Source organism: Halomonas sp. NCCP-2165 (assembly GCF_023708045.1).
In the GTDB taxonomy this organism is placed as follows: domain Bacteria; phylum Pseudomonadota; class Gammaproteobacteria; order Pseudomonadales; family Halomonadaceae; genus Bisbaumannia; species Bisbaumannia pacifica.
Genome location: NZ_BRCY01000017.1, coordinates 41726 through 68458 on the forward strand (window position 1 = coordinate 41726; position 26733 = coordinate 68458).

Here is a 26733-nt window from a genome sequence, read left to right on the forward strand (position 1 = left end):
CGCCTCAGGCGCTCGCGATCAAGCAGGAAAGCAAGCATGCAAGCGATCTCCCAAGTCGAAGGCAGTTTCACCGATGTCGATGGCCGCTACGTCATCGTGGTGGGCCGTTTCAACCACCATGTGGTGGACAGCCTGGTGGACGGCGCCGTGGATAGCCTGACCCGACATGGCGTGGACGCCGACAATATCGATATCGTCCATGTGCCGGGGGCCTGGGAACTGCCGCTGGCGGTGAAGCGGGCCCTGCAGGTGGTGCGTCCCGACGCGGTGATCGCCCTCGGCGCGGTGATCCGTGGCGGCACCCCCCATTTCGAGTACGTGGCCGGCGGCTGCAACGCCGCCCTGGGCAACCTGCAGCTGGAGTTCGATACCCCGGTCGCCAACGGCGTGCTGACCGTCAACTCCATCGAGCAGGCCATCGAGCGCTCCGGTACCAAGGCCGGCAACAAGGGCGCCGAGGCGGCCATGGCGGCCATGGAGATGGTCTCCCTGCTCAAGCGCTTCGGGGGTGAGGCATGAGCGCACCCCGTGGCGGTCAGCGTCCGCCCTCCAAGGCGCAGCAGAGCCGCCGCGCCGCCCGCGAACTGGCGGTGCAGGGCATCTACCAGTGGCAGCTGACCGGCAAGTCGATCACCACCGTGGAGGCGGAATTCCGCAGCCAGGTGGCCGACGACGACCTGGAAGACCACGAGAACTGGCACAAGGTCATGGAGATCGCCGACCTGGCGCTCTTCCATGAGCTGATGCATGGCGTGGTGCGCTTCCAGGCCGACCTGGACGCCAGCCTGGCGCCCCTGCTCGACCGGCGCATCGAGGACGTCGACCCCATCGAGCTGGCGATCCTGCGCCTGGGGACCTATGAGCTCTCCCGCCGCCTCGAGGTCCCCTACCGGGCGGTGATCAACGAGGGCGTCGAGCTGGCCAAGTCCTTCGGCGCCACCGACGGCCACAAGTACATCAACGGCATCCTCGACAAGCTCGCCGGGCGGTTGCGCTCGGCCGAGGTTCGCGCCCGCCGCTGAGGTGCCTCGCCCATGCGAAATCACCCAGACAGCGCCGCGCCCAGCGAATTCGAATTGATCGCCCGCCACTTTCGGCGTCCCGCCCGGGACGCCGGGGTGGTGCTGGGCGTGGGCGACGATTGCACCCTCTTGGCGCCGACCCCGGGGCAGCAGCTCGCCGTCAGCGTCGATACCTCGGTGGCGGGCGTGCATTTCCCCGGCGAGGCGCCGCCATCGGCCATCGGCCATCGTGCCCTGGCGGTCAGCCTCAGCGACCTCGCCGCCATGGGCGCGCGGCCGCGCTGGTGCCTGATGTCCCTGACCCTGGCCGAGGCCGACGATGCCTGGCTGGCGGACCTCGCCGCCGGCTTTCACGGGCTCTGCGAGTCCGCCGGGATCAGCCTGGTGGGCGGCGACGTGACCCGGGGGCAACTGGCCATCGGCGTCACCGTGCACGGCGAGGTGGCGCCCGGTGAGGCGCTGCGCCGCGACGGCGCTCGCCCCGGCGACCTGCTGGCGGTGACCGGCGGCCTGGGCGGCGCCCATGGCGGCCTCCGCGCCTGGCAGGCCGGCGAGCGGGACCTCGCACATCCGCTGCTGCGCGCCTACCTGCTGCCCCAGCCGCGGCTGGGGGCGGGCCTCGCCCTGCGTGGCCTGGCGAGTGCCGCCATCGACCTCTCCGACGGCCTGCTGGCTGACCTCGGCCACCTGCTCGAGGCCTCCGGGCTGGGCGCCACCCTGGAGCCCGAGGCCCTGCCCCTGGGCGAGGGCCTGGTGGATGCCCTGGGGGCTGAGGCGGCCCGTCAGGCGGCGTTAAGCGGCGGTGACGACTATGAGCTGCTGCTGGCGATCCCCGCCGAGTGCCTCGACGAGGCCCGGCGGCGCCTCGCCGAGCTGGCCCTGCCGCTGACGGTGATCGGTCGCTGCGAGGCGGCCCCCGGGCTGCGCGGCGTGGTGTCCGGCGATGCCGGCGGCTGGCAGCATTTCCCGGGAGGCCGGAAATGAATCGGGCGCCGGCCAGTGTCTGGCGCCGCCCCACCCACTTCCTGGCCTTCGGGCTGGGCAGCGGCGCGGTGCCCTGGGCCCCCGGCACCTTCGGCACCCTGGCGGCGATCCCCTTCTACTGGCTGATGGCCGACCTGCCACTGAGCTGGTACCTGATGATGATCGTCGTCACCTTCGTGGTGGGGGTCTGGCTCTGTGAGAAGACATCCAACGACCTGGGGGTCCACGACCATTCCGGCATCGTCTGGGACGAGTTCGTCGGCTACTGGATCACCATGGCGGCGGTACCCTTCTCCTGGGAGGCGGCGCTGTGGGGCTTTCTTATTTTCCGGATCTTCGATGTCTTCAAGCCCTGGCCGATCCGCTGGGCCGACCGGCGGGTGGCGGGGGGCTTCGGCATCATGATCGACGACGTCATGGCGGGGCTCTATGCTTGGGGGACCATCCATCTCTGGCTCTGGCTCCACTAGGCCGATTGTTCATTAAGGGAGACATCTATGCGCAAGGGAGTGCTGGCCCTGGGGGCCCTGGTGATCATTGGCGGCGGCTACCTGGCCGGTCATGCGGTGTCCAGCGCCGTCTTCGAGCGGGAGCTGGCGACGAGCCTGGAGAACATGGCCCAGCAGGGCAATCTGCGCGTCGAGCGCCTGAGCAGCGAGTCGGGCTGGTTCCACTCCAGCGGCGAGGTGCGCCTGGCGCCCCTGGTGGGCAATGACTGGCAGGCCAGGGTGCCCTATCAGGCGAGCCACGGCATCCTCACCACCCGGGTCGAGGGGGACGCCGACCTGAGCCTGGACGGCGCCCTGGTCGAGGAGCTTCGCGGCGCCCTCGGCGAGCTGCCGGAGCTGCCCACGCCGCGCTGGGTCGCCGACTTCCATACCCTGAGCCAGACCCTGGACGCCAGCCTGGAGCTGGCCGGCTTCACCTGGGAGGCGAGCGACTGGCGCCTCGACTTCCAGGGCATCTCGGCGACGCTGAGTGGCGAGCGCGGCGACCTGATCCTCGAGGGGGAGGTCGCGCCCTGGTGGCTGACCGCCGACGAGGGTCGCCTGGCGGCGGGTCCCACCACCCTGGAGAGCCATTACCGCTACGGCGAGGGGGGGCGCCGCTTCCATCAGCAGGACAGCATGCGCCTGGAGAGCCTGCGCTTCGTCGAGGCGCGCGGCCAGACCCTGCATCTGCAGGGGCTGGGCTACACCAGCGACGTCGACCTGGGCGAGGAGTTTCTCGAGCTGGCCATGGGCCTGTCGCTGGAGGAAGCCCGCCTGGACGACGCGCCGGTGGCCTCCGGGGGCTTCGATCTCGCCCTGGAACGCCTGGACGCCGACGCCGCCTGGCGCCTCTACGAGAGCCTGCGCGACGAGCTGGAGCGCCTCGACGGCGACCTGGAGCAACTGACGCCCGCCGAGTGGGAGGCGCTCCTCGAGGCCTGGTTCCCGGACCTGCTGGCGCTGCTCGCCGAATCGCCGCGCCTGGTGCTCTCCGAACTCGACCTCGACAGCCGCATGCTGGGCCTCTCGACCCAGGGCGAGGGGGAGCTGACCTTCGACGGGGCGGGCGTCACCGAGCTGAGCCTGGAGCAGCTGGCGCGTCCCGGCGGGGGTGCCGAGCTGCGGCGGCGCCTCGACGGCCGCTTGCGCCTGGCGCCGCTGCCGCCTTCGCTGGCCCTGATGCTGGGGCTGCCCGGCGGCAGTGACGAGCTGCGCGTCGAGCTCCGCGAGGGCCGGCCCTACCTCAATGACCAGCCGCTCAAGGCGCTGCCCTGGTAGCTCAATCGGGTGCCCCCCGTCGGGTGCACTCGCTGTCGCTCGCTTACCCGACCTACGTGGATTCCCGGCGTAGGTCGGATAAACGAGCCGTAGGCGAGAGCATCCGACGTCTTCCCGGGCACCCATGCTTGAAGTTTGTCGTCGCCGCCCGCATTCCTGTTGCCATACTGGTCATCGACCCCGGATACAGGATGGATCATGAGCGAGCATGACGACGAGCGGCACAACCTGATTGTCGATGGCGTCGAGGACGTCGAGGCCTCCGAGCACGGCGACGAGTCGGGCGACGAGCCGACCCACGCCATGGTGCCCAGCGGCGATAGCCTGCCGGAACGCATCTACCTGCTGCCGATCCACAATCGGCCCTTCTTTCCCGCCCAGGTGCAGCCGCTGGTGATCCACCGCCCGCGCTGGGAGGAGACCATCGAGCGAGTCGGCAAGACGCCCCACCATGCCGTGGGCCTGGCGTTCGTCGGCGAGACCGACCTCGAGGAGCTGACCCCCGAGCACTTCCCCGAGATAGGCACCACGGTGCGCATGCACAAGGTGGAGCAGGGCGACAACCAGATCCAGTTTATCGCCCAGGGCCTGAAGCGCTTTCGCATCCAGCGCTGGCTCTCCCGCCGGCCCCCCTACCTGGTGGAGGTGAGCTACCCCAAGGAGCCGGTGGATGCCGAGGCCGACGAGGCCCGCGCCTACGCCATGGCGGTGATCAACGGCATCAAGGAGCTGCTGCCGATCAACCCCCTCTACGGCGAGGAGCTCAAGCACTACCTCAACCGCTTTAGTCCCCACGAGCCGGGGCCCCTGGCCGACTTCGCCGCCGCCATCACCTCCGCCAAGGGGCCGGAGCTGCAGGCGATCCTCGAGACCCTGGCGGTGCTGCCGCGCATGCAGAAGGTGTTGCCGCTGCTGCACAAGGAGATCGAGGTGGCCCAGCTGCAGAGCGAGATCAGCGAGCAGGTCAACGCCAAGATGCAGGAGCGCCAGCGGGAGTTCTTCCTGCGCGAGCAGCTCAAGGTGATCCAGCGCGAGCTGGGCATCTCCAAGGACGATCGCGAGAACGACGTGGACACCTTCCGCGACCGCCTGGAGGAGTTGACGCTGCCGCCCAGGGTGCTGACCCGCGTCGAGGAAGAGCTCGACAAGCTCTCGGTGCTGGAGACCGGCTCACCGGAGTACGGCACCACCCGCAACTACCTGGATTGGCTGACCAGCCTGCCCTGGGGCATCACCAGCGACGACAACCTGGACCTGGCCCATGCCCGGGAGGTGCTGGATCGCGACCACGACGGCCTCAAGGACGTCAAGGAGCGGATCATCGAGTTCCTCGCCGAGGGCACCTTCAAGGGCGACGTGGGCGGCTCCATCCTGCTGTTGGTCGGTCCGCCCGGGGTCGGCAAGACCTCCATCGGCCGCTCCATCGCCGAGGCCCTGGGGCGTGAGTTCTACCGCTTCTCGGTGGGCGGCATGCGCGACGAGGCGGAGATCAAGGGCCACCGGCGCACCTATATTGGCGCCATGCCCGGCAAGCTGGTCCAGGCCCTCAAGGAGGTGGAGGTCCAGAACCCGGTGATCATGCTCGACGAGATCGACAAGCTGGGCCAGTCCTTCCAGGGCGACCCCGCCTCGGCGCTGCTCGAGGTGCTCGACCCGGAGCAGAACGTCGACTTCCTCGACCACTACCTGGACGTGCGCCTGGACCTCTCCAAGGTGCTCTTCGTCTGCACCGCCAATACCCTGGACTCGATCCCCGGTCCCTTGCTCGATCGCATGGAGCAGATCCGCCTCTCCGGCTATATCGCCGAGGAGAAGCTGGCCATCGCCAAGCACCACCTCTGGCCCAAGCTGCTCAGGCGCGACAAGATCCCCAAGAAGCGCATCAACCTGACCGATGCGGCCCTCAAGCAGGTGATCGAGGGCTATGCCCGGGAGGCCGGGGTGCGCCAACTGGAGAAGCAACTGCACCGCATCGTGCGCAAGGCGGCGGTCAAGCTGCTGGAGAATGGCCAGCAGAGCGTCAAGGTCTCGGTGAATAACCTCGAGGCGTTCCTCGGCGCGCCCATCTTCCGCCGCGAGAAGGTGCTCAAGGGGGAGGGCGTGGTCACCGGACTCGCCTGGACCGCCATGGGCGGCGCCACCCTGCCCATCGAGGCGGGCAAGGTGCACGCCCTGGCCCGCGGCTTTAAGCTCACCGGCAAGCTCGGCGAGGTGATGCAGGAGTCGGCGAATATCGCCTATAGCTATGTGCAGGGGCACCTGGGGGAGTATGGTGCCGACCCGGACTTCTTCAACGAGGCCTTTATCCACCTGCATGTGCCGGAGGGGGCGACCCCCAAGGACGGTCCCTCGGCGGGGGTCACCATGACCACGGCGCTGCTGTCGCTGGCGCGCCACCAGGCCATCGACCGGCCCCTGGCGATGACCGGGGAGCTGACCCTGACCGGCCAGGTGTTGCCGGTGGGCGGCATCCGCGAGAAGATCATCGCCGCCCGGCGCAGCGAAATCTTCGAGGTGATCCTGCCGGAGCCCAACCGCCGCGACTATGACGAACTGCCCGAATACCTCAAGGCGGGGATGAGGGTGCACTTCGCCAAGCGCTACCAGGACGTGGCCCGGGTGGTGTTCGGCTGATCCGGCGCTCGCTCAAGGCGGGGATGAGGGTGCACTTCGCCAAGCGCTACAAGGACGTGGCCCGAGTGGTGTTCGGCTAGCCGCATCGTCGGATGCTCTCGCCTTTGGCTCGTTTATTCGACCTACGGGGCCGGCGTAGGTCGGATAAGCCGAAGGCGCATCCGACGAATTATTCAATAAGGGGCTATTGATGAACAATGCAGTGAGGTTTGGTGCCTGTGCCATCGTGGCGCTATCCCTGGCGGCGGGGACGGTCTCGGCGGACGAGCGCACCCTGACCGTCTACACCTACGGCTCCTTCGTCTCCGAGTGGGGGCCGGGGCCGGGCATCGAGGCGGCCTTCGAGGCCCGGTGCGGCGACTGCGACCTCGAGTTCGTCGCCCTCGACGGCGGGGTGGATATCCTCCAGCGCCTGCGCCTGGAAGGCGAGGGCAGCGCCGCCGACCTGGTGCTGGGCCTGGACATGAACCTGATGGCCGAGGCCCGCGAGCTGGGCGTGCTGGCCCCCCATGGGGTCGACACCGCGCCGTTGCGGCTGCCCATCGACTGGCGGGACGACACCTTCCTGCCCTTCGACTGGGGTCACTTCGCCTTCGTCTACGACACCGAGCAGCTCGCCACCCCGCCGGCGAGTTTCGCCGAGCTGCTGGAGGCGCCGGACGACGTCCGGGTGATCATCCAGGACCCCCGCACCAGCACCACCGGTCAGGGCCTGCTGCTGTGGATCAAGCAGGTCTACGGCGACGCGGCCGCCGAGGCCTGGGCGCGCCTCAACGAGCGGGTATTGACCGTGACTCCAGGCTGGAGCCAGGCCTACTTCTCGCTGTTCATGAACGGCGAGGCGCCCATGGTGCTCTCCTACGCCACCTCGCCCGCCTACCATATGGCGGTGGAGGAGAGTGACCGCTACCAGGCCGCCGAGTTTTCCGAGGGCCACTACCTGCAGGTGGAGACCGCCGCCATGCTGGAGCGCAGCGACGAGCCCGAGCTGGCCCGGGACTTCCTGCGCTTCATGCTGACGCCGGATTTCCAGCGTCATATCCCCCTGGGTAACGTGATGAATCCGGCCATCGACCTGGGCGACGCGCTCCCCGAGGTCTTCGAGCGGCTGATCGAGCCGGCGAGCCTCACCTTCACCCCGGAGGAGGTGCGCGACAACCGCCGGGCCTGGATTCGCGAATGGCTTAATGCCAGCAGCCGCTAGCCGGGTCTCGCCGCTGGCCCTGGGCGCTGGTTGGCTGGCCCTGGGCGCGGTGGCCGGGCTGGGACTGGCCAGCCTGGCGGCGCTGCTCTGGCAGGCGCCGTCGCTGTCGGTCGGCGACCTGTGGCGGGAGCCCTGGCTGGCGGGTATCCTGCGCTTCACCCTCTGGCAGGCGACCCTCTCCACCGGGCTTTCCGTGGGGCTGGCCATCCCGGTGGCCCTGGCCCTGGCCCGGCGGCCGCGCTTCCCCGGGCGGCGCCTGCTGCTGCGGGCCATGGAGCTGTCGCTGGTGATTCCCACCCTGATCGCCCTGTTCGGCCTGGTGGCGGTGCACGGTCGCCAGGGCTGGGCGGCGCCGCTCTGGGAGGGGCTGACCGGGACCCCGGCGGGCTACCTCTATGGCCTCTCCGGCATCGTCCTGGCGCATGTCTTCTACAACCTTCCACTCTCGGCGCGGCTGATGCTGCAGGCCCTGGAGACGGCGCCGGCGGCCCACTGGCGGCTCACCGCCCAGTTGGGCCTCTCCCGGGGCGCCATCTGGCGCACTCTCGAGTGGCCGCGGCTGCGTTCGCTGCTGCCGCGCCTGGCGGCCCTGGTCTTCACCCTCTGTTTCACCAGCTTCGCCATCGTCATGACCCTGGGCGGCGGGCCCCGCTCCACGACCCTGGAGGTGGCCCTCTACCAGGCGCTGAAGTTCGACCACGACCTGGCCCTGGCGGCGCTGCTGGCGCTGACCCAACTGGTGCTCTGCCTGAGCCTGTGGCTGGTGGCGCTGACCCGGGGCGGCACGCCGCGGCTGGTGCCCGGCGCCAGCGGTGGCCTGCCTGGCGGGCGCTGGTGGCGCCGCGATGCCCTGGGGCTGTCGCGGTGGCATGACGGACTCTGGCTGCTGGGGCTGACCCTGCTGCTGGTGCCGCCGCTGGCGGCGGTGACCCTGGCCGGCCTCTACGGCCTGCCCGAATTGCCGGGGCGGGGAAGCCTGTGGCCGGCGGCGCTGCGCAGCCTGGCCATGGCGCTGGGAGCGGGAGGCCTCTCCCTGCTGCTGGCCCTGGCGCTGCTGGCCGGGGCCGAGGCGCTGCGGCGGCGCGGCTCGCGCCTCGCCGCCCTGGCGATGGAGGGCAGCGGCCAGTTGATCCTGGTGATTCCGGCCCTGGTGCTGGGCACCGGCCTCTTCCTGCTGCTGCGCCCCTCCCTGGGCGCCGGCTGGCACGGCTACGCCCTGGTGGTGCTGGTTAATGGCTTTATGGCGCTGCCCTTCGCCATGCAGGTGCTGCGCGGCGCCATTCCCGGCCTCTCGGCCCCGGAGGAGCGCCTGGCGGAGCAGTTCGGCATCCATGGCCGGGCGCGACTGCGCTGGCTGGTCTGGCCACGGCTACGCCGCTCCGCGGCCCTGGCCCTGGCCTATGCCATGACCCTCTCGCTGGGCGACTTCAGCGTGATCGCCCTGTTCGGCAGCCCGGCGGCGCCGACCCTGCCGATGCTGCTCTTCCAGCAACTGGGCGGCTACCGCTGGCAGGGCGCCGCGGCCACCGCCCTGGTGCTGCTGCTGGCGGTGGTACTGGTCTTCAGCCTGCTCGACGTTCTGAGCCGGCGCCGCCCGCGCTACCCCTTTCGACCCTAAACCCACTTCTCAGACGAAGGGCAGGGCTATCGCTGTGGGAATGGCTGAGGGAATGGCTGAGGGGCGCTGGGGGCAGGGCGGAGCAAAGCGTCTTTTTCAGGGACGAAAAAGTCGAGCGTCCATGGATGGATTCACAGCGTCTTTGCGAAGGCCTGCCCCCAGGGTAGCCCCGTGCCTTCGTGCTGAGCTGCGATAACCCTACAACGAAGAGTTGCTTGATCGATAAGCTTCACACCACGAGCGATGACATGGGCGCCTATGCTCCACTGCGATGATCTGATCTTTCACTACGACCGCCATGAGCCGGGGGAGACGCCGGACTTCTGCTTCCGCTTCGACCTGGCTCCCGGCGAGTGCCTGGCCCTGGAGGGGCCCTCGGGGGCCGGCAAGAGCACCCTGCTCAACCTGCTGGCGGGCTTCCTGGAGCCCGCCGCCGGCAGCCTGCGCTGGGGCGAGCGCGACCTGCTCGGGCGGCCGCCCTGGGAGCGGGGCATCACCACGGTCTTCCAGGAGCACAACCTCTTCGATCACCTGCCGGTGTGGGCCAATATCGGCCTGGGGCTGGTCCCCAGCCTCCGGCTCGACGCCGCCCAGCGCCGGCGCATCCGCGATGGCCTGAGCGAGGTGGGGCTGGCGGGCCTCGAGGAGCGCCTACCCGGCGAGCTCTCCGGCGGCCAGCGCCAGCGGGTGGCCCTGACCCGGGCGCTGCTGTGCCAGGCGCCGTTGCTGCTGCTGGACGAGCCCTTCACCGGCCTCGATCACGCCAACCGCCAGGGCCTCTGGGCCCTGGTCAAACGCCAGCAGCAGGCGGGGGTGGCGGTGCTGCTGGTCAGCCACGACCGGGAGGATATCGAGGCCCTGGCCCAGCGCCGCCTGGCCCTGGTGGACGGCCGCCTGACGCCCTGGGGCGAATAACGCTTGAGTAGCTGAGGGGTGCTGGCCTGATGGCCAGCCACATGACAAAATCGGCAGGACTGGACACCGATTCGACCGGCCGACCGCCCCCGGTACGGCCGGCAGCACCATCTAGAGGACACCATGCCCGAGTATCGTTCCCGCACCACCACCGCCGGTCGCAACATGGCCGGCGCCCGCGCCCTGTGGCGCGCCACCGGCATGAAGGATGACGACTTCCACAAGCCGATCATCGCCGTGGCCAACTCCTTCACCCAGTTCGTGCCCGGCCATGTGCACCTCAAGGACATGGGGCAACTGGTGGCCCGCGAGATCGAGAAGGCCGGCGGGGTGGCCAAGGAGTTCAACACCATCGCCGTGGACGACGGCATCGCCATGGGCCACGACGGCATGCTCTACTCGCTGCCCAGCCGCGACCTGATCGCCGACAGCGTCGAGTACATGGTCAACGCCCACTGCGCCGACGCCCTGGTGTGCATCTCCAACTGCGACAAGATCACCCCCGGGATGCTGATGGCCGCCATGCGCCTGAATATCCCGGTGATCTTCGTCTCCGGCGGCCCCATGGAGGCCGGCAAGACCAAGCTCCTCGACCACGGCCTCGACCTGGTAGACGCCATGGTGATGGCCGCCGACGACAGCGTCGACGACGAGACCCTGGCCGAAGTCGAGCGCAGCGCCTGCCCCACCTGCGGCAGCTGCTCCGGCATGTTTACCGCCAACTCCATGAACTGCCTGATGGAAGCGCTGGGCCTGGCGCTGCCGGGCAACGGCACCGTGGTGGCCACCCATGCCGACCGTCGCCGGCTGTTCGAGACCGCTGGCCACCGCATCGTCGAGCTGGCCAAGCGCTACTACGAAGGCGAGGAGGCGCACCTGCTGCCCCGGGCCATCGGCGCCAAGGCGGCGTTCAAGAACGCCATGACCCTGGATATCGCCATGGGCGGTTCCACCAACACCATCCTGCACCTGCTGGCCGCCGCCCAGGAGGCCGGGGTCGACTTCGATATGACCGATATCGACCGCCTCTCCCGGGAGGTGCCGCAGCTCTGCAAGGTGGCGCCCAACACCCAGAAGTACCATATCGAGGACGTGCACCGGGCCGGCGGCATCATGGCCATCCTCGGCGAGCTGGATCGTGCCGGCGTCCTCGATACCCGGGTGCCCACCGTCTACGGCGACTCCATGAAGGCCGCCCTGGACGAATGGGACATCATGCGCAACCCCAGCCCCGAGGTGGTGGAGTTCTACAAGGCCGGCCCCGGCGGGGTGCCCACCCAGGTGGCCTTCTCCCAGAGCGCCCGCTGGCCGAGCCTCGATGGCGACCGCGCCACCGGTTGTATCCGCGACCTGGAGCACGCCTTCTCCCGGGAGGGTGGCCTGGCGGTGCTCAAGGGCAATATCGCCGTGGATGGCTGCGTGGTGAAGACCGCCGGGGTCGACGACTCCATCCTGGTCTTCGAGGGCCCGGCCCATGTGGTGGAGTCCCAGGATCAGGCGGTGGCGCATATCCTCGAGGGCAAGGTGAAGGAGGGCGATGTCGTCGTCATCCGCTACGAGGGACCCAAGGGCGGCCCGGGCATGCAGGAGATGCTCTACCCGACCTCGTATCTCAAGTCCAAGGGGCTGGGCAAGGCCTGTGCACTGCTCACCGACGGTCGCTTCTCCGGCGGCACCTCCGGGCTCTCCATCGGCCACGTCTCGCCGGAGGCGGCGGCGGGGGGCGCCATCGGTCTGGTGGAACAGGGCGATCTCATCCGCATCGACATTCCCAACCGCAGCATCGACGTCAAGCTCTCCGACGAGGCGCTGGCGGCGCGCCGGGCGGCCATGGAAGCCAAGGGCGGTGACGCCTGGAAGCCGAGCATCCAGCGCGACCGCCGGGTCTCCGCGGCCCTCAAGGCCTATGCGCTGCTGGCCACCTCCGCCGACAAGGGCGCGGTGCGCGACCTCTCCAAGCTGGATTGATCCGCCTCAGCAAAAAAAGACCCGCGCCTCGGCGCGGGTCTTGCGATTCGGGGCTCGCTCGGCATCAGGCGGCGCGCTCCAGGGGCGCCTCGGGGGACCGGTGCTCGGCCTCGGCCCGCAGTTCGCACTCGATGGCATACCAGAACTCCATCGCTTCCAGGCTTTCCAGTTCACAGCACATCGTTATCCTCCTTGCTCGGATGAATGAGCCAGCGCCATTCAGTATGGGGGACTCCCGGGCGGGGGGGATGACCATTCTTTGATCCTTTTATGATATCGATCACGCAAGCGGCGATAAGTCGCCGACAGGAGGAGCGTCTATGACTGAAACGATTCAGGTTGGCCTGGTGGGCTATGGCTTCGCCAGCCAGGTCTTCCATGCGCCGCTGATCCAGGCCACCCCGGGCCTGACCCTCGCCGCGGTGGCCTCGAGCGATGCCGCCAAGGTGATCGAGGCCCTGCCGGGAGTGGCGGTGGAGGCCGACCCCGAGGCGCTCTTCGCCCGACCGGAGATCGACCTGGTGGTGATTCCCACCCCCAACGAGACTCACTACCCCCTGGCGCGGGCCGCCCTGGAGGCGGGCAAGCATGTGGTGGTGGACAAGCCCTTTACCCTGGACCTGGCCGAGGCGCGGGCCCTCGAGGCCCTGGCGGAGGCGCAGGGCAAGGGCCTGTCGGTGTTTCATAACCGCCGCTGGGACAGCGACTTCCTGACCCTCGCGGCGTTGCTGGCCGAGGAGAGCCTGGGGCGGGTCACCCGGGTGGAATCGCGCTTCGACCGCTTCCGTCCCGAGGTGCGTGACCGCTGGCGGGAGTCGCCGCGCCCCGGCGGCGGCATCTGGTACGACCTGGGCCCGCATCTGCTGGATCAGGCCCTGATGCTTTTCGGCAGGCCCCGGGCGATCCTCCTCGACCTGGCGTCACGCCGTGACGGCGCCCGGGTCGATGACGAGTTCGCCGCCCTGCTCGACTACGAGGGGCTCAGTGTGGAGCTCAAGGCGGGTACCCTGGTGGCGGAGGAGACGCCGCGCTGGCGAGTGCATGGCACCCGGGGCAGCTACGTGAAGTTTGGCCTGGACCCCCAGGAGGCGCGGCTCAAGGCCGGTGATACCCCGAGCGACGGCTGGGGCCAGGATGCCCCGGGGCGACTCTGCCTGGCGACGGAGGCGGGCGAGCCGGTATCCCGGGAGCATCCCAGCCTGCCGGGGGATTATCTCGCCTACTACCGGGGGGTGGCCGCGGCGCTGCGCGGCGAGAGTCCCATGCCGGTGAGCGTGGAGGAGGCCGCCGCGGTGATGGCGCTGCTGGAGGCGGGACTGACCAGCCATCGACAACGGCGCTGGATCAGTCTCTAGGTTGGTCTGCTGATGCCGAGGCTCGGGGCTACCCTGGGGGCCGTCGGGTGCTCTCGCTGTCGCTCGTTTACCCGACCTACCAGGTAAACGGGTGGGGCCGCTCGTCGCGCAGCCGCTCCCGGGCGATATAGAGGGCGGCGATGGCCCGGGCCTCGTGGAAGTCTTCCCGGGCCAGCAGCGCCGGCAGCTCGTCGATGGCGTGGGTCTCGACGATCAACGGCTCCGGCTCGTCACCGGGCAGGCGCTGCGGGTAGAGGTCGCTGGCCAGCATCACCTGCATGCGATGACGCATGTAGTTGGGGGCCAGGGAGAGCTCCACCAGCGGCTCGATATGCTTGGCGCCGAAGCCGCACTCCTCCATCAGCTCCCGGTTGGCGGCGGTGACCACATCCTCGCCCGGGTCCACCAGCCCCTTGGGCAGGGTCAGCACATAGTCCTCGAAGCCGGCGGCGTATTCGCGGATCAGCAGGACATGCTCCGGGTCGGGCATGGCGACGATCATCACCGCCCCCTGGTCGCTGCCCATCAGGCGCTCGAAGTGACGCTCCTCGCCGTTGCTGAAGCGCAGCTCCAGCTCCTCGACCCGAAACAGCCGGCTGCGGGTCACTTCGCGCTGGGAGAGGATACGGGGCTTGCTGGGGTACATGGAGACTCCGTGGGGCGGTGCGTGGGGCGGGGGGATTTTGTACAATAGCATCCTATATCCGAGCGTGGAGCCCAAGGCCAATGATCGATTGGCAAGCCATCGATACCGTCCTGCTCGACATGGACGGCACCCTGCTGGACCTGCATTTCGACAGCCACTTCTGGCTGGAGCACCTGCCGCGACGCTATGGGGAGCTGCACCGTCTGGACGAGGCCAGCCAGCACCAGCTGCGTGAGCGGATCATCGGCGAGCAGGGCACCCTCAACTGGTACAGCCTGGCCTACTGGAGCCGCGAGCTGGGGGTCGATATCGTCGCCCTCAAGCGCGAGGTCCAGCACCTGATCGGCCTGCGCGGCGATGCCCTGGATTTCCTCAAGTGGCTCAAGCGAGCCCACCCCCGGGTGGTGCTGGCCACCAACGCCGATCGTGCCAGCCTCGAGCTCAAGCTGCCGCTGACCGGCCTGGAGGAGTACCTGGATGCTATCGTCTCCTCGGCGGACCTGGGCGTGCCCAAGGAGGCCCAGGAGTTCTGGTTCGAACTCCAGGAGGTGGAGCCCTTCGACCCGGCCCGGACCCTCTTTATCGACGACAACCCCGCGGTGCTGGAGAGCGCCCGGGAGTTCGGCATCCGTCACCTGCTGGGCATCAAGCAGCCCGACAGCACCCAGCCGGAGCGCGAGCTGGAGGAATTTATTGCCCTGGATCGCTTCGCCAGCATCCTGCCCTCCGAACGCCCGCCGCAGGCCTAAGGAGGCCCCATGGACAGCGTAAGACTCGACAAGTGGCTGTGGGCGGCGCGTTTCTTCAAGACCCGCGCCCTGGCCAAGAAGGCCATCGAAGGGGGCAAGGTGCACTACAACGGGGATCGGGCCAAGACCAGCAAGAGCGTGGAAGTCGGTGCCCTGATCCGCGTGCCCCAGGGCTGGGATGCCTGGGAGGTGGAGGTGCTGGCGCTCTCCGATCAGCGCCGCGGGGCCCCCGAGGCCCGTGCCCTCTACCGCGAGACCGCCGAGAGCGTGGCGCGGCGGGAGCGTGAGAGCGAGGCCCGGCGCCTGACCAATCAGGCCATGCAGCACCCCCTCAGGCGCCCCGACAAGAAGCAGCGACGCGAGATTCAGCGCTTCCAGCGCCGCCAGGGCGACTGACGCCCCCTCACCGAAGTCTATTTTCAGGTTTTTTCCATGACCGATCAGATTCAGCGTTTTCTCTTCGACGATACCCAGGTGCGCGGCGAGATCGTCTCCCTGGAGGCGGCCTATGCCGAGGTGCTCGACAAGCAGGCCTACCCGGCCCCGGTACGCCGCCTGCTGGGCGAGATGCTGGCGGCGGTGGCCCTGCTCACCGATACCGTCAAGCTCGACGGTACCCTGAGCCTGGAGGTGCGCGGCGAGGGGGCCCTGGCCCTGCTGATGGCGGAGTCCAATCCCGGCGGCGAGCTGCGCGCCATCGCCCGCCTGGCCGAGGGGGCCGATCTGCCCGATGCGGCCGCCGACTTCCGCGAGCTGCTGGGGGCGGGGCATATCGTCATCACCCTGGATCCCCGGGAGGGGCGCCGCTACCAGGGCATCGTCGAACTCAAGGAGGCGAGCCTGGCGGCCTGCCTGGAGGCCTATTTCGCCCAGTCAGAGCAGCTACCCACCCGGCTGTGGCTGGCCGCCGATGGCAAGCGTGCCGGCGGCCTGCTGCTGCAGCAGATGCCCGACGACGGTCGTCCCCATGATGCGGACGCCTGGGAGCGTACCGTGCACCTGGCCGATACCGTGCGCGACGAAGAACTGCTCGGCCTCGAGCAGCATGAATTGCTGCATCGCCTCTATCACGAGGAGACGGTGCGGGTGTTCGAGCCCAAGGCGCTGCGCTTCGGCTGCACCTGCTCCCGGGAGCGGATCGCCCAGTCGCTGCTCTCCCTGGGCGCCGAGGAACTGCGCGAGATCGTCGCCGAGCACCAGGGCATCGAGACCGAGTGTCACTTCTGCCATACCCGCTACCACTTCGGGGCCGCCGAGGTGGAGGGGTTGATCGAGGCGCCGGATGCGCCGCCGCCCACCCTGCATTGACGGGGGGAGCGCCCCCTCGATCGAGACCCGATGCCCTGGCCCTGTGCCGGGGTTTCATATGCCAACAACGGTCGTCATGTAGTAGTAAAACTACATGATATTCGGCGAACGAGATCCTTTGTCCGCGCATTAGTTTTTGTCATAATGAGCGCCCTTTACAGGCGGCCCGATGTCATAAGAGGCGGTACACCGTCCGGGGCATCGGGCAGGCAGCCCACCTGTCGTAGCTACGACCCACGAGAGAGAACAGGCCGCATGGCCCAGGACACCGACATGACCACCACCCAAGCCGCAAGCGCCGCTGCGTCCGTCACTCCCCGCGTCTTCACCAACCTGAGCAGTGCCGAGCTGATCGAGAGCGCCCTGCTGCGGGGCGAGGGGCAGCTGGCCGACAATGGCGCCCTGGTCGTCAAGACGGGGGAGCGTACCGGGCGTTCGCCGGCGGACCGTTTTATCGTCGAGGAGCCGTCCACCCGCGACCAGATCGACTGGGGAAGCGTCAATCGTCCCTTCGACGCCGACAAGTTCGAGGCGCTGTGGCGTCGCGTCGAGGCCTACCTGGGCGAGCGTGAGCACTACCTCTCCGAGGTGCACGTGGGTGCCGACCCCCAGCACTACCTGCCGGTGCGCATGCATACCGAGACCGCCTGGCAGAACCTCTTCGGCCGCACCATGTTCGTGCGCCCCGAGGCCTATAATCCGGCGCGCCGCGACGAGTGGACCATTCTCAACGCCGCCAACTTCGTCTGCGAGCCGCAGCGCGACGGCACCAACAGCGATGGGTGCGTGATCCTCGATTTCGCCGGGCGCCGGGTGCTGATCGCCGGGATGCGTTACGCCGGCGAGATGAAGAAGGCCATGTTCAGCGTGCAGAACTTCCTGCTGCCGGCCTCCGACGTGCTGCCCATGCACTGCTCCGCCAATGTCGGCGAGGATGGCCAGACCTGCCTGTTCTTCGGCCTCTCCGGCACCGGCAAGACCACCCTCTCCGCCGACCCGGCCCGCTACCTGATCGGCGACGACGAGCACGGCTGGGGCGAGGGCACTGTGTTCAATATCGAGGGCGGCTGCTACGCCAAGTGCATCGACCTCTCCGAGAAGAACGAGCCGGTGATCTGGCGCGCCATCAAGTTCGGCGCCGTGCTGGAGAACGTGGTGCTGGACGACCGCCGCGCGCCCGACTACACCGACGACAGCCTGACCCAGAACTCCCGGGCCGCCTATCCGCTGGAGCATATCGACAAGCGGGTGCCCGAGAACCGTGCCGGCGAGCCCAATGCCATCATCTTCCTGACCTGCGACATGAGCGGCGTGCTGCCGCCGGTGTCGCTGCTCTCCGAGGAAGCCGCCGCCTACCACTTCCTCTCCGGCTACACCGCCAAGGTGGGCTCCACCGAGATGGGCTCCTCCGCGGGCCTCGAGGCGACCTTCTCCACCTGCTTCGGCGCGCCCTTCTTCCCGCGCCCGGCCCGCGAGTACGCCGACCTGCTGATCAAGCGGGTCAAGGCCAACGACGCCCGGGTCTACCTGGTCAACACCGGCTGGACCGGCGGCGCCTACGGTCAGGGCGGCTCGCGCTTCAGCATCCCCACCACCCGCGCCATTATCAGCGCCATCCAGTCCGGCGCCCTGCGCGACGTGGAGACCCGGCGCATCGACGGCCTCAACCTGGAGGTGCCGGTGGCGGTGCCCGGCGTCGATACCCAGCTGCTCGACCCGCGCCAGACCTGGGACGACCAGGCCGCCTACCAGGCGCAGATGCAGGCGCTGGTGGCCAAGTTCGTGGCCAACTTCGAGAAGTTCGCCGGCGTCGATCCGGCGATCATCGCCGCCGGCCCGCAGCAGGGCTAAGCCGGCACGCGACCCGGTGTCGCAGTGACGAACCCCGGCCCGGTGCCGGGGTCTGAAACGGGGAGGGCGCAAGCCCTCCCCGTTTCGCGCTGCATCCGCCTCGAGGTGTCACGCGTATCCTGGGTAACCCTGTCGAAGGAGAGGCACCATGAAACGACGTCATTTTCTGGGCTTCCTGGGCGCCGGCGGCCTGGCGGGGCTCTTCCCCGCCCTGGCCAATGCCCGGCCGCGCCTCGATCTCTCGGCCGCGCCGGGCCTCGAGCCCCTGGAGCTCGGCGAGGCCGAGTGGCGGGAGCGGCTGACCCCGGAGCAATTCGAGATCCTTCGCGATCACGGCACCGAGCCGGCTTACTCGAGCCCCCTGGATGGCGAGTGGCGCGACGGCGAGTATCGCTGCGCCGGTTGCGACCTGCTGCTCTTTACCAGCGCCATGAAGTACGACTCGGGCACCGGCTGGCCGAGCTTCTTCGAGCACGTGGAAGGGCACCTGCTGACCCAGGTGGACTACAAGCTGATCTGGCCGCGCACCGAGTATCACTGCGCCCGCTGTGGCGGCCACCAGGGGCATGTCTTCGAGGATGGTCCCGAGCCCACTGGCCTGCGCTGGTGCAACAACGGCCTGGCCTTGCGCTTCGTTCCCGCCGCGGCCGCTTAACGGTAGTTTCCTAACGATCTAGGCGGCAAGGCTCCCGACTCGGGCGCCATTATGATACCTTGACGCGATCTTTCGCCGCTGGAACGTCAAGGATTTCATGGACGCACACGCCAAGATCATCGCCCGCCTCGCCGAGGAACTCGCGGTCCGCCCTCAGCAGGTGGCGGCCACCGTGGAGCTGCTCGATGGCGGCGCCACCGTGCCTTTCATCGCCCGCTACCGCAAGGAAGTGACCGGGGCCCTGGACGATACCCAGCTGCGTGAACTGGACGAACGCCTGCGCTACCTGCGCGAGCTGGAGGAGCGCCGCGAGGCGGTGCTGGCCGCCATCGACGAGCAGGGCAAGCTCTCCGACGAGCTGGCCGGGCTGATCCGCGCCGCCGACACCAAGCAGCGCCTGGAAGACCTCTATCTGCCCTACCGCAAGAAGCGCCGTACCAAGGCGCAGATCGCCCGGGAGGCGGGCCTGGAGCCGCTGGCCGATGCCCTGCTGGCCAATCCCGAACTCGACCCCCAGGCCGAGGCCGCCCGCTATCTTCGCCCAGCGGAAGGCGAGACGCCGGCCATCGAGGACGCCAAGGCGGCCCTGGACGGCGCCAAGCAGATCCTCATGGAGCGCTTCGCCGAGGACGCCGAGCTGGTCGGCCGGCTTCGCGAGCGGCTCTGGCAGGAGGGGCTGCTCAGCGCCCGGGTGCTGGAGGGCAAGGAGCAGGAGGGCGCCAAGTTCTCCGACTACTTCGAACATGACGAGCCCCTGGCCCGGGTGCCCTCCCACCGCGCCCTGGCCATGTTCCGCGGTCGCAACGAGGGGGTGCTGAGCCTGGCCCTCAAGCTGCCCGGCGAGGACGAGGCGCCGCTGCATCCGGCCCAGGTGGCCATCGCCCGGCACTTCGAGATTCGCGATGAGGGGCGTGCCGCCGACAAGTGGCTCGCCGAGGTGGTGCGCTGGACCTGGCGGGTCAAGCTCTACACCCACCTGGAGACCGAGCTGATGGGGCGGCTGCGCGAGAGCGCCGAGCTCGCCGCCATCGAGGTCTTCGCCGCCAACCTCAAGGACCTGCTGCTGGCCGCCCCGGCGGGCCCCAAGAGCACCCTGGCCATCGACCCGGGCCTGCGCACCGGCTGCAAGGTGGCGGTGGTGGATGCCACCGGCCAGTTCCTCGAGCAGGCCACCATCTTCCCGCATGCCCCGCGCAACGCCTGGGATGCCTCCCTGGCCGAACTGGGCAGGCTGGTGGAGAAACACGACGTCGAGCTGATCGCCGTGGGCAACGGCACCGCCAGCCGCGAGACCGACAAGCTGGCCGGCGAGCTGGTCAAGCGCCTGAGCGGGCGCCGCCTGGCCAAGGTGATGGTCAGCGAGGCCGGCGCCTCGGTCTACTCCGCCTCGGAGTATGCCGCCCGGGAGCTGCCCGACCTGGACGTCACCATTCGCGGCGCCGTCTCCATCGCCCGGCGCCTGCAGGACCCGCTGGCCGAGCTGGTCAAGATCGAGCCCAAGTCGATCGGCGTGGGCCAGTACCAGCACGACGTCTCCCAGCTGCAGCTCTCCAGGAGCCTGGAGGCGGTGATCGAGGACTGCGTCAACGCCGTGGGCGTCGATCTCAATACCGCCTCCAGCGCCCTGCTGGCGCGGGTGGCGGGGCTCAATGCGGCGCTCGCCGAGAATATCGTCGCCCGGCGCAACGCCGAGGGCGCCTTCGCCAGCCGCAAGCAGCTCCTCGACGTCAGCCGCCTGGGGCCCAAGACCTTCGAGCAGTGCGCCGGCTTCCTGCGCATCATGAACGGCGACAACCCCCTGGACGGCAGCGCCGTACACCCGGAGGCCTACCCCCTGGTGGAGCGCATCGCCGACCGGAGCGGCCGCGAGGTGACCAGCCTGATCGGCGACAGCGCCACCCTCAAGGCGCTCAAGCCCGCCGACTTCGCCGACGAGCGCTTCGGGGTGCCGACGGTGAGCGATATCCTCAAGGAGCTGGACAAGCCGGGCCGCGACCCGCGCCCCGAGTTCAAGGCCGCCGAATTCCGCGAGGGGGTCGAGACCCTCAAGGACCTGGAACCGGGGATGATCCTCGAGGGCAGCGTCACCAACGTGACCCACTTCGGTGCCTTCGTCGATATCGGCGTCCACCAGGATGGCCTGGTGCATATCTCGGCGCTCTCCGACAAGTTCGTCGAGGACCCGCGCTCGGTGGTCAAGGCCGGCGATATCGTCAAGGTCAAGGTGATGAGCGTCGACCTGGAACGGGCCCGTATCGGCCTCTCCATGCGCCTCGACGACCAGCCCGACGAGGAGGGCGCGCCGCGTCGCGGCGGCGAGCGCCCGGGCGGCAAGGGGCCGGGTGGAAAGGGGCCGGGTGGAAAGGGGCGCGGCGGCAAGCCGCGGCGTCAGTCGAGCGGCGCCGACAGTCAGCCGATGGGTGCCCTGGGGGCGGCCCTGCTGAAGGCCCGCGACAAGGGCTAAGCTGAGAGTCTCTGGCTCCTAGCCAACGATATTCGAGGCGGCTCGGCCGCCTCCCATGATATGGGGTGTTGATCTTGTCCGAGCAACTCACAACCGTCATCGGACGGCTCAAGGGACCGGCCCGCCAGGGGCTGATCGGGCGCATTCGCCGCGGCGTAGAGAAGGAAGGGCTTAGGGTCGGAGGCGACGGGCGTATCGCCCAGACCCCGCATCCCCGGGGGCTGGGGTCCAAGCTGACCCATCCGCATATCACCACCGATTACTCCGAGGCGCTGCTGGAGTACATCACGCCGGTCACCTGTCGCCCCGAGGATGCCCTGGATTTCCTGGCCGATCTCCACCGCTTCAGCTATCGCGAGCTCGGCGACGAACTGATCTGGCCGGCCAGCATGCCGTCGCGGCTGGCGGGCAATGCCAGCATCCCCATCGCCGACTACGGGGCCTCCAGCGTGGGCACCATGAAGCATGTCTACCGCAAGGGGCTGGACGTGCGCTATGGGCGCATCATGCAGGCCATCGCCGGGGTGCACTACAACCTCTCCTTCCCCGATACCCTCTGGCAGCAGCTGCGGGAGATCGATGGCATCGAGGAGCAGGCCCTGAGCGACTACCGCTCCAGCCGCTATTTCGGGCTGATTCGCCAGTTCCGTCGCCATAGCTGGTTGCTGATGTACCTGTTCGGCGCCTCGCCGGCCTTCGACGAGAGCTTCCTCGATGGTCGCGAGGCCCCCGAGGCGCTGGGGCTGCGCCGCCACGGCGCGGCGACGCGGCTGTCGCCCTATGCCACCAGCCTGCGCATGTCCGGCCTCGGTTACCAGAACAAGGTGCAGGCCCAGCTGAAGATCTGCTTCAACTCGCTCTCCAACTATGTGGGCACCTTGCGCCACGCCATCGCCACCCCCTGGCCCGCCTACGAGGCCCTGGGGGTGAAGACGGCGGAAGGCTGGCAGCAGCTCAATGCCAATATCCTGCAGATCGAGAACGAGTACTACAGCGATATCCGTCCCAAGCGAGTCGCCCAACAGGACGAGACCCCCAGCCAGGCCCTGGAGGCCCGCGGCGTCGAATATATCGAGATCCGCTGCCTCGACCTCAACCCCTTCCTGCCGCTGGGTATCGACGCCACCCAGATGCGTTTCCTCGACACCTTTATGCTCTGGTGCCTGCTCGCCGAGAGTCCCTGGATCGACGACGCCGAGTGCGATCACCTGGACGACAATCGCCGCCTGGTGGTGGAGCGCGGCCGCGACCCCGAGGCGCGGCTGCATCTCGACGGTGTGGAGCGTCAGTTGGCGGCGCGGGCCGAGGAAATCTTCGCCGAGCTCGGTCAGGTGGCCGAACTGCTCGATGCCCAGGAGGGCGGTTCGCCCCATGCCGAGGCCTTAGAGGCCCTGGCACCGCGGCTGCGGGATCCGTCCCAGACGCCGGCGGGGCAGTTGCTGGCCCGGCTCGAGTCCAGCGGGGAGGACTTCGTCGAGGCGACCCTGGCGCTGGCCCGGGAACAGGCGGCCCAGTGGCGTGAAGAGGCCATGGACCCGTCCCGGGAGGCGCTCTTCACCGAGCTCGGCGAGACCTCCCATCGCCAGCAGCGGGAGCTCGAGGCCGCCGATACGCAATCCTTCGATGACTTCCTGGACCACTATTTCGCCCGGGCTCGCGAACCCCGCGGCACCCCTGTGGTCTGATCCTGCGTTTGCCCCCGCGCCGCGGGGGCGCCGACCCCGGTAAAGGAATCTTGAGCCGATGATGGCGACCCTTTCGACCTGGAGTCCCCGCCGCTGGAGCCTGGCGGGGCTTGCCTTCTGTGTGCTGATGTTGGCGGTGGCCCTGGGCCTGGAGCATCTGGTGGGCCTGGAGCCCTGTCCGCTGTGCATCTTCCAGCGGGTGGCGGTGCTGGCCACGGCCCTGGTGCTGGCGGTGGTGGCGCTTCATAACCCCGTCGGTCGCGGCGGCCGGCTCGCCTATGGCGGCCTGGGACTGTTGGCGGTGCTGGGTGGCATCGGCGTGGCCGGCCGTCATCTCTGGCTGCAGTCGCTGCCGGCGGACCAGGTGCCCAGCTGTGGTCCAGGCCTCGACTATATGATGGAGGTATTGCCCTTCCAGGAAGTGCTGGCCATGGTGCTCTCCGGCTCCGGCGAGTGCGCGGAGATCGACGTCCTGTGGTGGGGTGTCTCGCTGCCCGGCTGGACCCTGCTCGGCTTCCTGGTGCTGGCCCTGGCCCCCCTGGGGCTGCTGTGGTGTGGCCTGAGACGTGCTTGAGCGGGTGCCGAACGGGCGTTGGTTGATGGCATTCACGGCAAGGCATTGACACCCGCCCCCGCTCGGGTGAGTCTGGGTGACGAGCCATGAGTCGTGAGGGACAAGCCATGCTGGAAGAGTGCAAGACGGCCCTGGAGCGCTGGGGCGGGGTGCATCGACTGATCGATCGCTGGCTGGACCAGCGCCGCGAGCTGCTGGTGACCTTCATGGACCTCAAGGAGGCCTGTGATGCCGAGCTGGAGGCGGTGGAGAAGCCCCAGATCGACGCCTTCAGCGAGCTGCTGATGGACTATATCAGCGCCGGCCACTTCGAGATCTATCCCCAGCTGCGCGAGGAGGCCACGGCCTTCCACGACCATGACGCCCTGGCCCTGGCCGACAAGCTGCTGCAGCGCTTGGAGATGTCCACCGAGTTGGTGTTGGCCTTCGACGAGGACTTCTCCACCCCCAGCCGTTGCCAGCACTACCTCTCCCGGCTGCCGGCCTGGCTCGACCGCCTGGCCAAGGGGCTCGGCGAGCGCTTCTCCCTGGAAGATCAACTGATCGAGCGGCTGCACGCCGCCCACTCGCCGCCGCCGGCCTCCCAGGCCGCGGCGCGGCTCTCCCCCTGACGGCGCATGCCGCGCGACGACTCCCTCGAACGACGACGCCCCGGCCAAGTGGCCGGGGCGTCGTCGTTGGCAAGCGTGCTGCTTACATCAGGGAGTGAGCCTCGGGGCGCTCCAGGTCGGTGAGGGGGATCTCGCCGGTCAGCAGGTCGCGCTCGAAGGTTTCCTTGTCGACGTTGAAGCCGAGGAATTCCTGGGCCAGGTACATATCCTTCTCGGCGTTGCCCAGGCAGCTGGTGCCGCCGGGGGAGGGCGTCATATTGAAGACGATGCCGGTCCCCGGGTTGATCTTGGCTTCGCCCATCACCAGCTTCTGCTTCTCCTTGTCGATCAGCTGCGGGCGCACCCCGCCGAAGCCCTTGGCAAAGGTCACGTCCTGGGCGGTGAGGCTCGGCACGATCTTCTTGATGTCCTTGAGGAAGAGGCGCTCGCGCAGCACCGGCACCTCGAACAGGAAGTTCTTGAAGATATAGCGGCGGATATCGCGCACCTTCATCAGGTCCCAGAGGGCCTTGATCACGTTGCGATCCAGGCGCAGCACCTTGAGGAACTCGAAGAAGGTCTTGCCGTTGTAGCGCTCCAGCAGGGGCAGCATCAGGGCGGTGGGGCCGAAGCGGGTCTTGCCTTCCACCAGCACATCCGGGTCGCCATGCACCGCGGCGAAGGGCAGGTTCTCGTTCTGCACGGTGTAGACCTTGCCGTTGAGCACCTGGGGCGTGAAGTAGAAGGAGCCGGCCATGGGCAGGCAGGACTTGTCCAGGCCGTAGCCCATCTTGTGGGCGAACAGCAGGGAGTGGCCGCCGGCGCTGACCACCACGTAGCGGGCGGTGAGGGTGCCCTTGTTGGGGGTCTTGACCCGGAACAGCTTGTCCTCGCCCTGGGTGATCGACTCCACCGCGGTGGAGAGATGCACGTCGCAGGCCATGCCCTTCTCCTGGGCACTCTGCTGAGCCTGCTCCACGAAGGCTTCGGAGAGGGTGGTGTAGTTCACCGCGGTGTATTCATCGGTGGAGCCCATGGCCACGATGGGCTCCTCCGGACGGCGCCCCTCCACCAGCTTGGGCTCCAGCTCGGCGATGTCGTCGCGCTCGAGCAGGCGCATCTTGGGGAAGAGCTGCTGGAACTTGGTGAAGCGCTGACGCAGGAAGTCGCACTCGGTCTCGCCCACGCCCAGCACCATCTTGGGGTACTTATAGACGATCTTGTCGCGCTGCTCGGGGGCCAGCTTGGTGGCGAAGTTGACCACCATGCCCGCGGTGCGCTTGGTGACCTTGGCCTTCTCGAGGGTGTAGTTGGTCTCGATATCGCCACAGTGGATCGTCTGGCTGTTGTTGCGGCCATGGGAGTTGACGATGGCCACGTGGTCGTACTTCTCGACCAGGCCCAGGGCCTTGAGGTCGGTATAGCGCGCCAGCTCGTAGAGGAGGGCGGTGCCGGAGACGCCGCCACCCACGATCAGAACGTCATAGGTCGGTGTGGACATGGGAGGTTCTCGCTTGCCTGGTGCGGGAGTCACCCTCCAGGGATTGCCCGGAGGCCCTGGCCTGCCGCCTAGGTTGGCCATCGGCAGGCTCGACGAATCGATGCAGGCATTATAGCCATTTTGGCGGCAAAGAGAATCCATGCCAAAGCTAGACTTTATGGGAGTTATACTGGGCATAAGGAAAAGCTTTGGCTGAGAATCCGGTTATTCTACTTTTAATATCAATGACTTATATCTGACATAAGGTCGTGGTTCGGTTTGTGCGACGCAATATAAAACTTTTGTATGGGCTATGCCTGATGTCGGCTATTGAGGGCGAACCGGTGCGGCGGCTCCCCCCGCCGGGGGATCTCTGCCATAATCGTGGGCTTTTCGACCACCAACCGCGGCGTCCTGGCGCCGACTGAGAGGGGAACGCAGTGAGCCTGGCCATCTTCGACCTCGACAACACCCTGCTGAGCATCGACAGCGATCATGCCTGGGGCGAGTTTCTGCTGGAGCAAGGGGCCGTGGATCCGGTCAGCTACCGCGAGGCCAATGACCGTTTTCTGCGTGACTACGAGAACGGCACCCTGGATATGGCGGCCTTTCTCGAGGTGGCGCTGCGCCCCCTGGCCGAGAACACCCCGGAGCAACTGGCGGCCTGGCATCAGCAGTTCATGGCCAGCAAGATCGAGCCGCATATCCTGCCCAAGGGAGAGGAACTGCTGGCCCGTCATCGCTCCCGGGGCGATACCCTGCTGATCATTACCGCCACCAACCGCTTTATCACCGGGCCCATCGCCGAGCGGCTGGGGGTGGATGAGCTGATCGCCGTGGAGCCGGAGGTGGTCGATGGCCGCTATACCGGCAAGGTCTCCGGCGTGCCCAGCTATCGTGAAGGCAAGGTGGTGCGCCTGGCGGCCTGGCTCGAGGACAAGGAGTTCGGCCTCGAGGACGCCTGGTTCTATAGCGATTCACACAACGACCTGCCGCTGCTGGAGAAGGTCGAGCACCCGGTGGTGGTGGATCCGGACGAGACCCTGCGCGCCGAGGCCGAGCGTCGCGGCTGGCGGATTATCAGCCTGCGGGAGTGATGGCCGCCGGATTTTCGGCATCACCCTAACGACGTGCCTTTCCCTGCGAGAAGCAGCGGGTCGCCACTCTGGCGGCCCGCGTCTTTCGTGGCTTTCCTGTCGATCTTCCCGGCCGGGCCTGCCCCGGGGGCTTGCGTCGATGCGACCGCGGCTTGTGCGCCCCGC

23 protein-coding genes are annotated in these 26733 nt (G+C 68.3%); 21 read left to right on the forward strand and 2 right to left on the reverse strand.

Translation table 11 applies throughout. The features are described from left to right. Positions 1-36 precede the first annotated feature (36 nt). The 11 genes from ribH (at position 37) to NFU04_RS10445 (ending at position 13469) form a co-directional block, all read left to right on the forward strand. Positions 37-519 carry a 6,7-dimethyl-8-ribityllumazine synthase gene (gene ribH / locus NFU04_RS10395; RefSeq protein WP_146804564.1) on the forward strand — a complete coding sequence of 161 codons (483 nt, stop codon included), beginning with the start codon at positions 37-39 and terminating at the stop codon, positions 517-519. Further along, positions 516-1022, forward strand: a complete 507-nt coding sequence (gene nusB / locus NFU04_RS10400) for a transcription antitermination factor NusB (protein WP_251309371.1) — start codon at positions 516-518, stop codon at positions 1020-1022. Before ribH ends, nusB begins: the two co-directional genes overlap by 4 nt. A gap of 12 nt (positions 1023-1034) precedes the next feature. Continuing rightward, positions 1035-2006 (forward strand): thiamine-phosphate kinase, encoded by a 972-nt coding sequence (gene thiL / locus NFU04_RS10405; RefSeq protein WP_251309372.1) that lies wholly within the window; start codon positions 1035-1037, stop codon positions 2004-2006. Then, positions 2003-2476, forward strand: coding sequence for a phosphatidylglycerophosphatase A family protein (locus tag NFU04_RS10410; RefSeq protein ID WP_146804567.1), 474 nt, complete (start codon positions 2003-2005; stop codon positions 2474-2476). Before thiL ends, NFU04_RS10410 begins: the two co-directional genes overlap by 4 nt. Positions 2477-2503: 27 nt before the next feature. Continuing rightward, complete coding sequence (locus tag NFU04_RS10415; protein WP_251309373.1) at positions 2504-3775, forward strand: DUF945 family protein; 1272 nt, start codon at positions 2504-2506, stop codon at positions 3773-3775. A 198-nt stretch (positions 3776-3973) separates the two neighbouring features. Beyond that, positions 3974-6409, forward strand: a complete 2436-nt coding sequence (lon, locus tag NFU04_RS10420) for an endopeptidase La (RefSeq protein WP_251309374.1) — start codon at positions 3974-3976, stop codon at positions 6407-6409. 190 nt (positions 6410-6599) lie between these two features. Then, positions 6600-7613, forward strand: a complete 1014-nt coding sequence (gene thiB, locus NFU04_RS10425) for a thiamine ABC transporter substrate binding subunit (RefSeq protein ID WP_251309375.1) — start codon at positions 6600-6602, stop codon at positions 7611-7613. Further along, entirely contained in the window at positions 7597-9231 is a 1635-nt protein-coding gene (thiP, locus tag NFU04_RS10430) for a thiamine/thiamine pyrophosphate ABC transporter permease (RefSeq protein ID WP_251309376.1), read from the forward strand. Before thiB ends, thiP begins: the two co-directional genes overlap by 17 nt. A 243-nt stretch (positions 9232-9474) precedes the next feature. Further along, positions 9475-10146 (forward strand): ATP-binding cassette domain-containing protein, encoded by a 672-nt coding sequence (locus NFU04_RS10435; RefSeq protein ID WP_251309377.1) that lies wholly within the window; start codon positions 9475-9477, stop codon positions 10144-10146. Positions 10147-10269: 123 nt separating this feature from the next. Then, entirely contained in the window at positions 10270-12114 is a 1845-nt protein-coding gene (gene ilvD / locus NFU04_RS10440) for a dihydroxy-acid dehydratase (RefSeq protein WP_251309378.1), read from the forward strand. Positions 12115-12434: 320 nt separating this feature from the next. Then, positions 12435-13469, forward strand: a complete 1035-nt coding sequence (locus tag NFU04_RS10445) for an oxidoreductase (protein ID WP_251309379.1) — start codon at positions 12435-12437, stop codon at positions 13467-13469. A 76-nt stretch (positions 13470-13545) separates the two neighbouring features. Here the strand turns inward: NFU04_RS10445 and nudE are convergent, their stop codons facing one another. Further along, positions 13546-14115, reverse strand: a complete 570-nt coding sequence (gene nudE / locus NFU04_RS10450) for an ADP compounds hydrolase NudE (RefSeq protein WP_251309380.1) — start codon at positions 14113-14115, stop codon at positions 13546-13548. 80 nt (positions 14116-14195) lie between these two features. Between nudE and yrfG the strand changes: the two genes are divergently transcribed. From yrfG to rsd, 9 genes are all read left to right on the forward strand, one after another. Beyond that, complete coding sequence (gene yrfG, locus NFU04_RS10455) at positions 14196-14864, forward strand: GMP/IMP nucleotidase (RefSeq protein ID WP_251309381.1); 669 nt, start codon at positions 14196-14198, stop codon at positions 14862-14864. A 9-nt stretch (positions 14865-14873) separates the two neighbouring features. Continuing rightward, a complete protein-coding gene (hslR, locus tag NFU04_RS10460) occupies positions 14874-15260 on the forward strand; it encodes a ribosome-associated heat shock protein Hsp15 (RefSeq protein ID WP_251309382.1) in 387 nt (128 codons plus the stop codon). A 36-nt stretch (positions 15261-15296) separates the two neighbouring features. Further along, complete coding sequence (gene hslO, locus NFU04_RS10465) at positions 15297-16172, forward strand: Hsp33 family molecular chaperone HslO (protein ID WP_251309383.1); 876 nt, start codon at positions 15297-15299, stop codon at positions 16170-16172. A gap of 273 nt (positions 16173-16445) precedes the next feature. Further along, positions 16446-18023, forward strand: coding sequence for a phosphoenolpyruvate carboxykinase (locus NFU04_RS10470; RefSeq protein ID WP_251309384.1), 1578 nt, complete (start codon positions 16446-16448; stop codon positions 18021-18023). A 148-nt stretch (positions 18024-18171) separates the two neighbouring features. Beyond that, on the forward strand, positions 18172-18678 hold the full coding sequence (msrB, locus tag NFU04_RS10475; RefSeq protein ID WP_251309385.1) for a peptide-methionine (R)-S-oxide reductase MsrB: 507 nt from the start codon (positions 18172-18174) through the stop codon (positions 18676-18678). Positions 18679-18775: 97 nt separating this feature from the next. Further along, a complete protein-coding gene (locus NFU04_RS10480; RefSeq protein WP_251309386.1) occupies positions 18776-21142 on the forward strand; it encodes a Tex family protein in 2367 nt (788 codons plus the stop codon). Positions 21143-21207: 65 nt separating this feature from the next. Beyond that, complete coding sequence (gene gshA, locus NFU04_RS10485; RefSeq protein WP_251309387.1) at positions 21208-22827, forward strand: glutamate--cysteine ligase; 1620 nt, start codon at positions 21208-21210, stop codon at positions 22825-22827. A gap of 58 nt (positions 22828-22885) precedes the next feature. Beyond that, the gene (locus tag NFU04_RS10490) at positions 22886-23401 is read left to right on the forward strand and encodes a disulfide bond formation protein B (protein WP_251309388.1); all 516 of its coding nucleotides are present in this window, start codon (positions 22886-22888) and stop codon (positions 23399-23401) included. A gap of 107 nt (positions 23402-23508) precedes the next feature. Continuing rightward, on the forward strand, positions 23509-24012 hold the full coding sequence (rsd, locus tag NFU04_RS10495) for a sigma D regulator (protein ID WP_146804201.1): 504 nt from the start codon (positions 23509-23511) through the stop codon (positions 24010-24012). A gap of 82 nt (positions 24013-24094) precedes the next feature. Here rsd and NFU04_RS10500 read toward each other — a convergent pair whose 3' ends face one another. Continuing rightward, positions 24095-25492, reverse strand: coding sequence for an FAD-dependent oxidoreductase (locus NFU04_RS10500; RefSeq protein WP_251309389.1), 1398 nt, complete (start codon positions 25490-25492; stop codon positions 24095-24097). Positions 25493-25911: 419 nt separating this feature from the next. On the opposite strand from NFU04_RS10500, the gene NFU04_RS10505 reads away from it, so the two are divergent. Further along, positions 25912-26568, forward strand: coding sequence for a histidinol-phosphatase (locus NFU04_RS10505; protein ID WP_251309390.1), 657 nt, complete (start codon positions 25912-25914; stop codon positions 26566-26568). Positions 26569-26733: the final 165 nt, after the last annotated feature.

Bases quoted from the DNA above. Each gene is read 5' to 3' on its own strand.
- ribH (WP_146804564.1), top strand. From the start codon at position 37: ATGCAAGCGATCTCCCAAGTCGAAGGCAGTTTCACCGATGTCGATGGC.
- nusB (WP_251309371.1), top strand. From the start codon at position 516: ATGAGCGCACCCCGTGGCGGTCAGCGTCCGCCCTCCAAGGCGCAGCAG.
- thiL (WP_251309372.1), top strand. From the start codon at position 1,035: ATGCGAAATCACCCAGACAGCGCCGCGCCCAGCGAATTCGAATTGATC.
- NFU04_RS10410 (WP_146804567.1), top strand. From the start codon at position 2,003: ATGAATCGGGCGCCGGCCAGTGTCTGGCGCCGCCCCACCCACTTCCTG.
- NFU04_RS10415 (WP_251309373.1), top strand. From the start codon at position 2,504: ATGCGCAAGGGAGTGCTGGCCCTGGGGGCCCTGGTGATCATTGGCGGC.
- lon (WP_251309374.1), top strand. From the start codon at position 3,974: ATGAGCGAGCATGACGACGAGCGGCACAACCTGATTGTCGATGGCGTC.
- thiB (WP_251309375.1), top strand. From the start codon at position 6,600: ATGAACAATGCAGTGAGGTTTGGTGCCTGTGCCATCGTGGCGCTATCC.
- thiP (WP_251309376.1), top strand. From the start codon at position 7,597: ATGCCAGCAGCCGCTAGCCGGGTCTCGCCGCTGGCCCTGGGCGCTGGT.
- NFU04_RS10435 (WP_251309377.1), top strand. From the start codon at position 9,475: ATGACATGGGCGCCTATGCTCCACTGCGATGATCTGATCTTTCACTAC.
- ilvD (WP_251309378.1), top strand. From the start codon at position 10,270: ATGCCCGAGTATCGTTCCCGCACCACCACCGCCGGTCGCAACATGGCC.
- NFU04_RS10445 (WP_251309379.1), top strand. From the start codon at position 12,435: ATGACTGAAACGATTCAGGTTGGCCTGGTGGGCTATGGCTTCGCCAGC.
- nudE (WP_251309380.1), bottom strand. From the start codon at position 14,115: ATGTACCCCAGCAAGCCCCGTATCCTCTCCCAGCGCGAAGTGACCCGC.
- yrfG (WP_251309381.1), top strand. From the start codon at position 14,196: ATGATCGATTGGCAAGCCATCGATACCGTCCTGCTCGACATGGACGGC.
- hslR (WP_251309382.1), top strand. From the start codon at position 14,874: ATGGACAGCGTAAGACTCGACAAGTGGCTGTGGGCGGCGCGTTTCTTC.
- hslO (WP_251309383.1), top strand. From the start codon at position 15,297: ATGACCGATCAGATTCAGCGTTTTCTCTTCGACGATACCCAGGTGCGC.
- NFU04_RS10470 (WP_251309384.1), top strand. From the start codon at position 16,446: ATGACCACCACCCAAGCCGCAAGCGCCGCTGCGTCCGTCACTCCCCGC.
- msrB (WP_251309385.1), top strand. From the start codon at position 18,172: ATGAAACGACGTCATTTTCTGGGCTTCCTGGGCGCCGGCGGCCTGGCG.
- NFU04_RS10480 (WP_251309386.1), top strand. From the start codon at position 18,776: ATGGACGCACACGCCAAGATCATCGCCCGCCTCGCCGAGGAACTCGCG.
- NFU04_RS10490 (WP_251309388.1), top strand. From the start codon at position 22,886: ATGATGGCGACCCTTTCGACCTGGAGTCCCCGCCGCTGGAGCCTGGCG.
- rsd (WP_146804201.1), top strand. From the start codon at position 23,509: ATGCTGGAAGAGTGCAAGACGGCCCTGGAGCGCTGGGGCGGGGTGCAT.
- NFU04_RS10500 (WP_251309389.1), bottom strand. From the start codon at position 25,492: ATGTCCACACCGACCTATGACGTTCTGATCGTGGGTGGCGGCGTCTCC.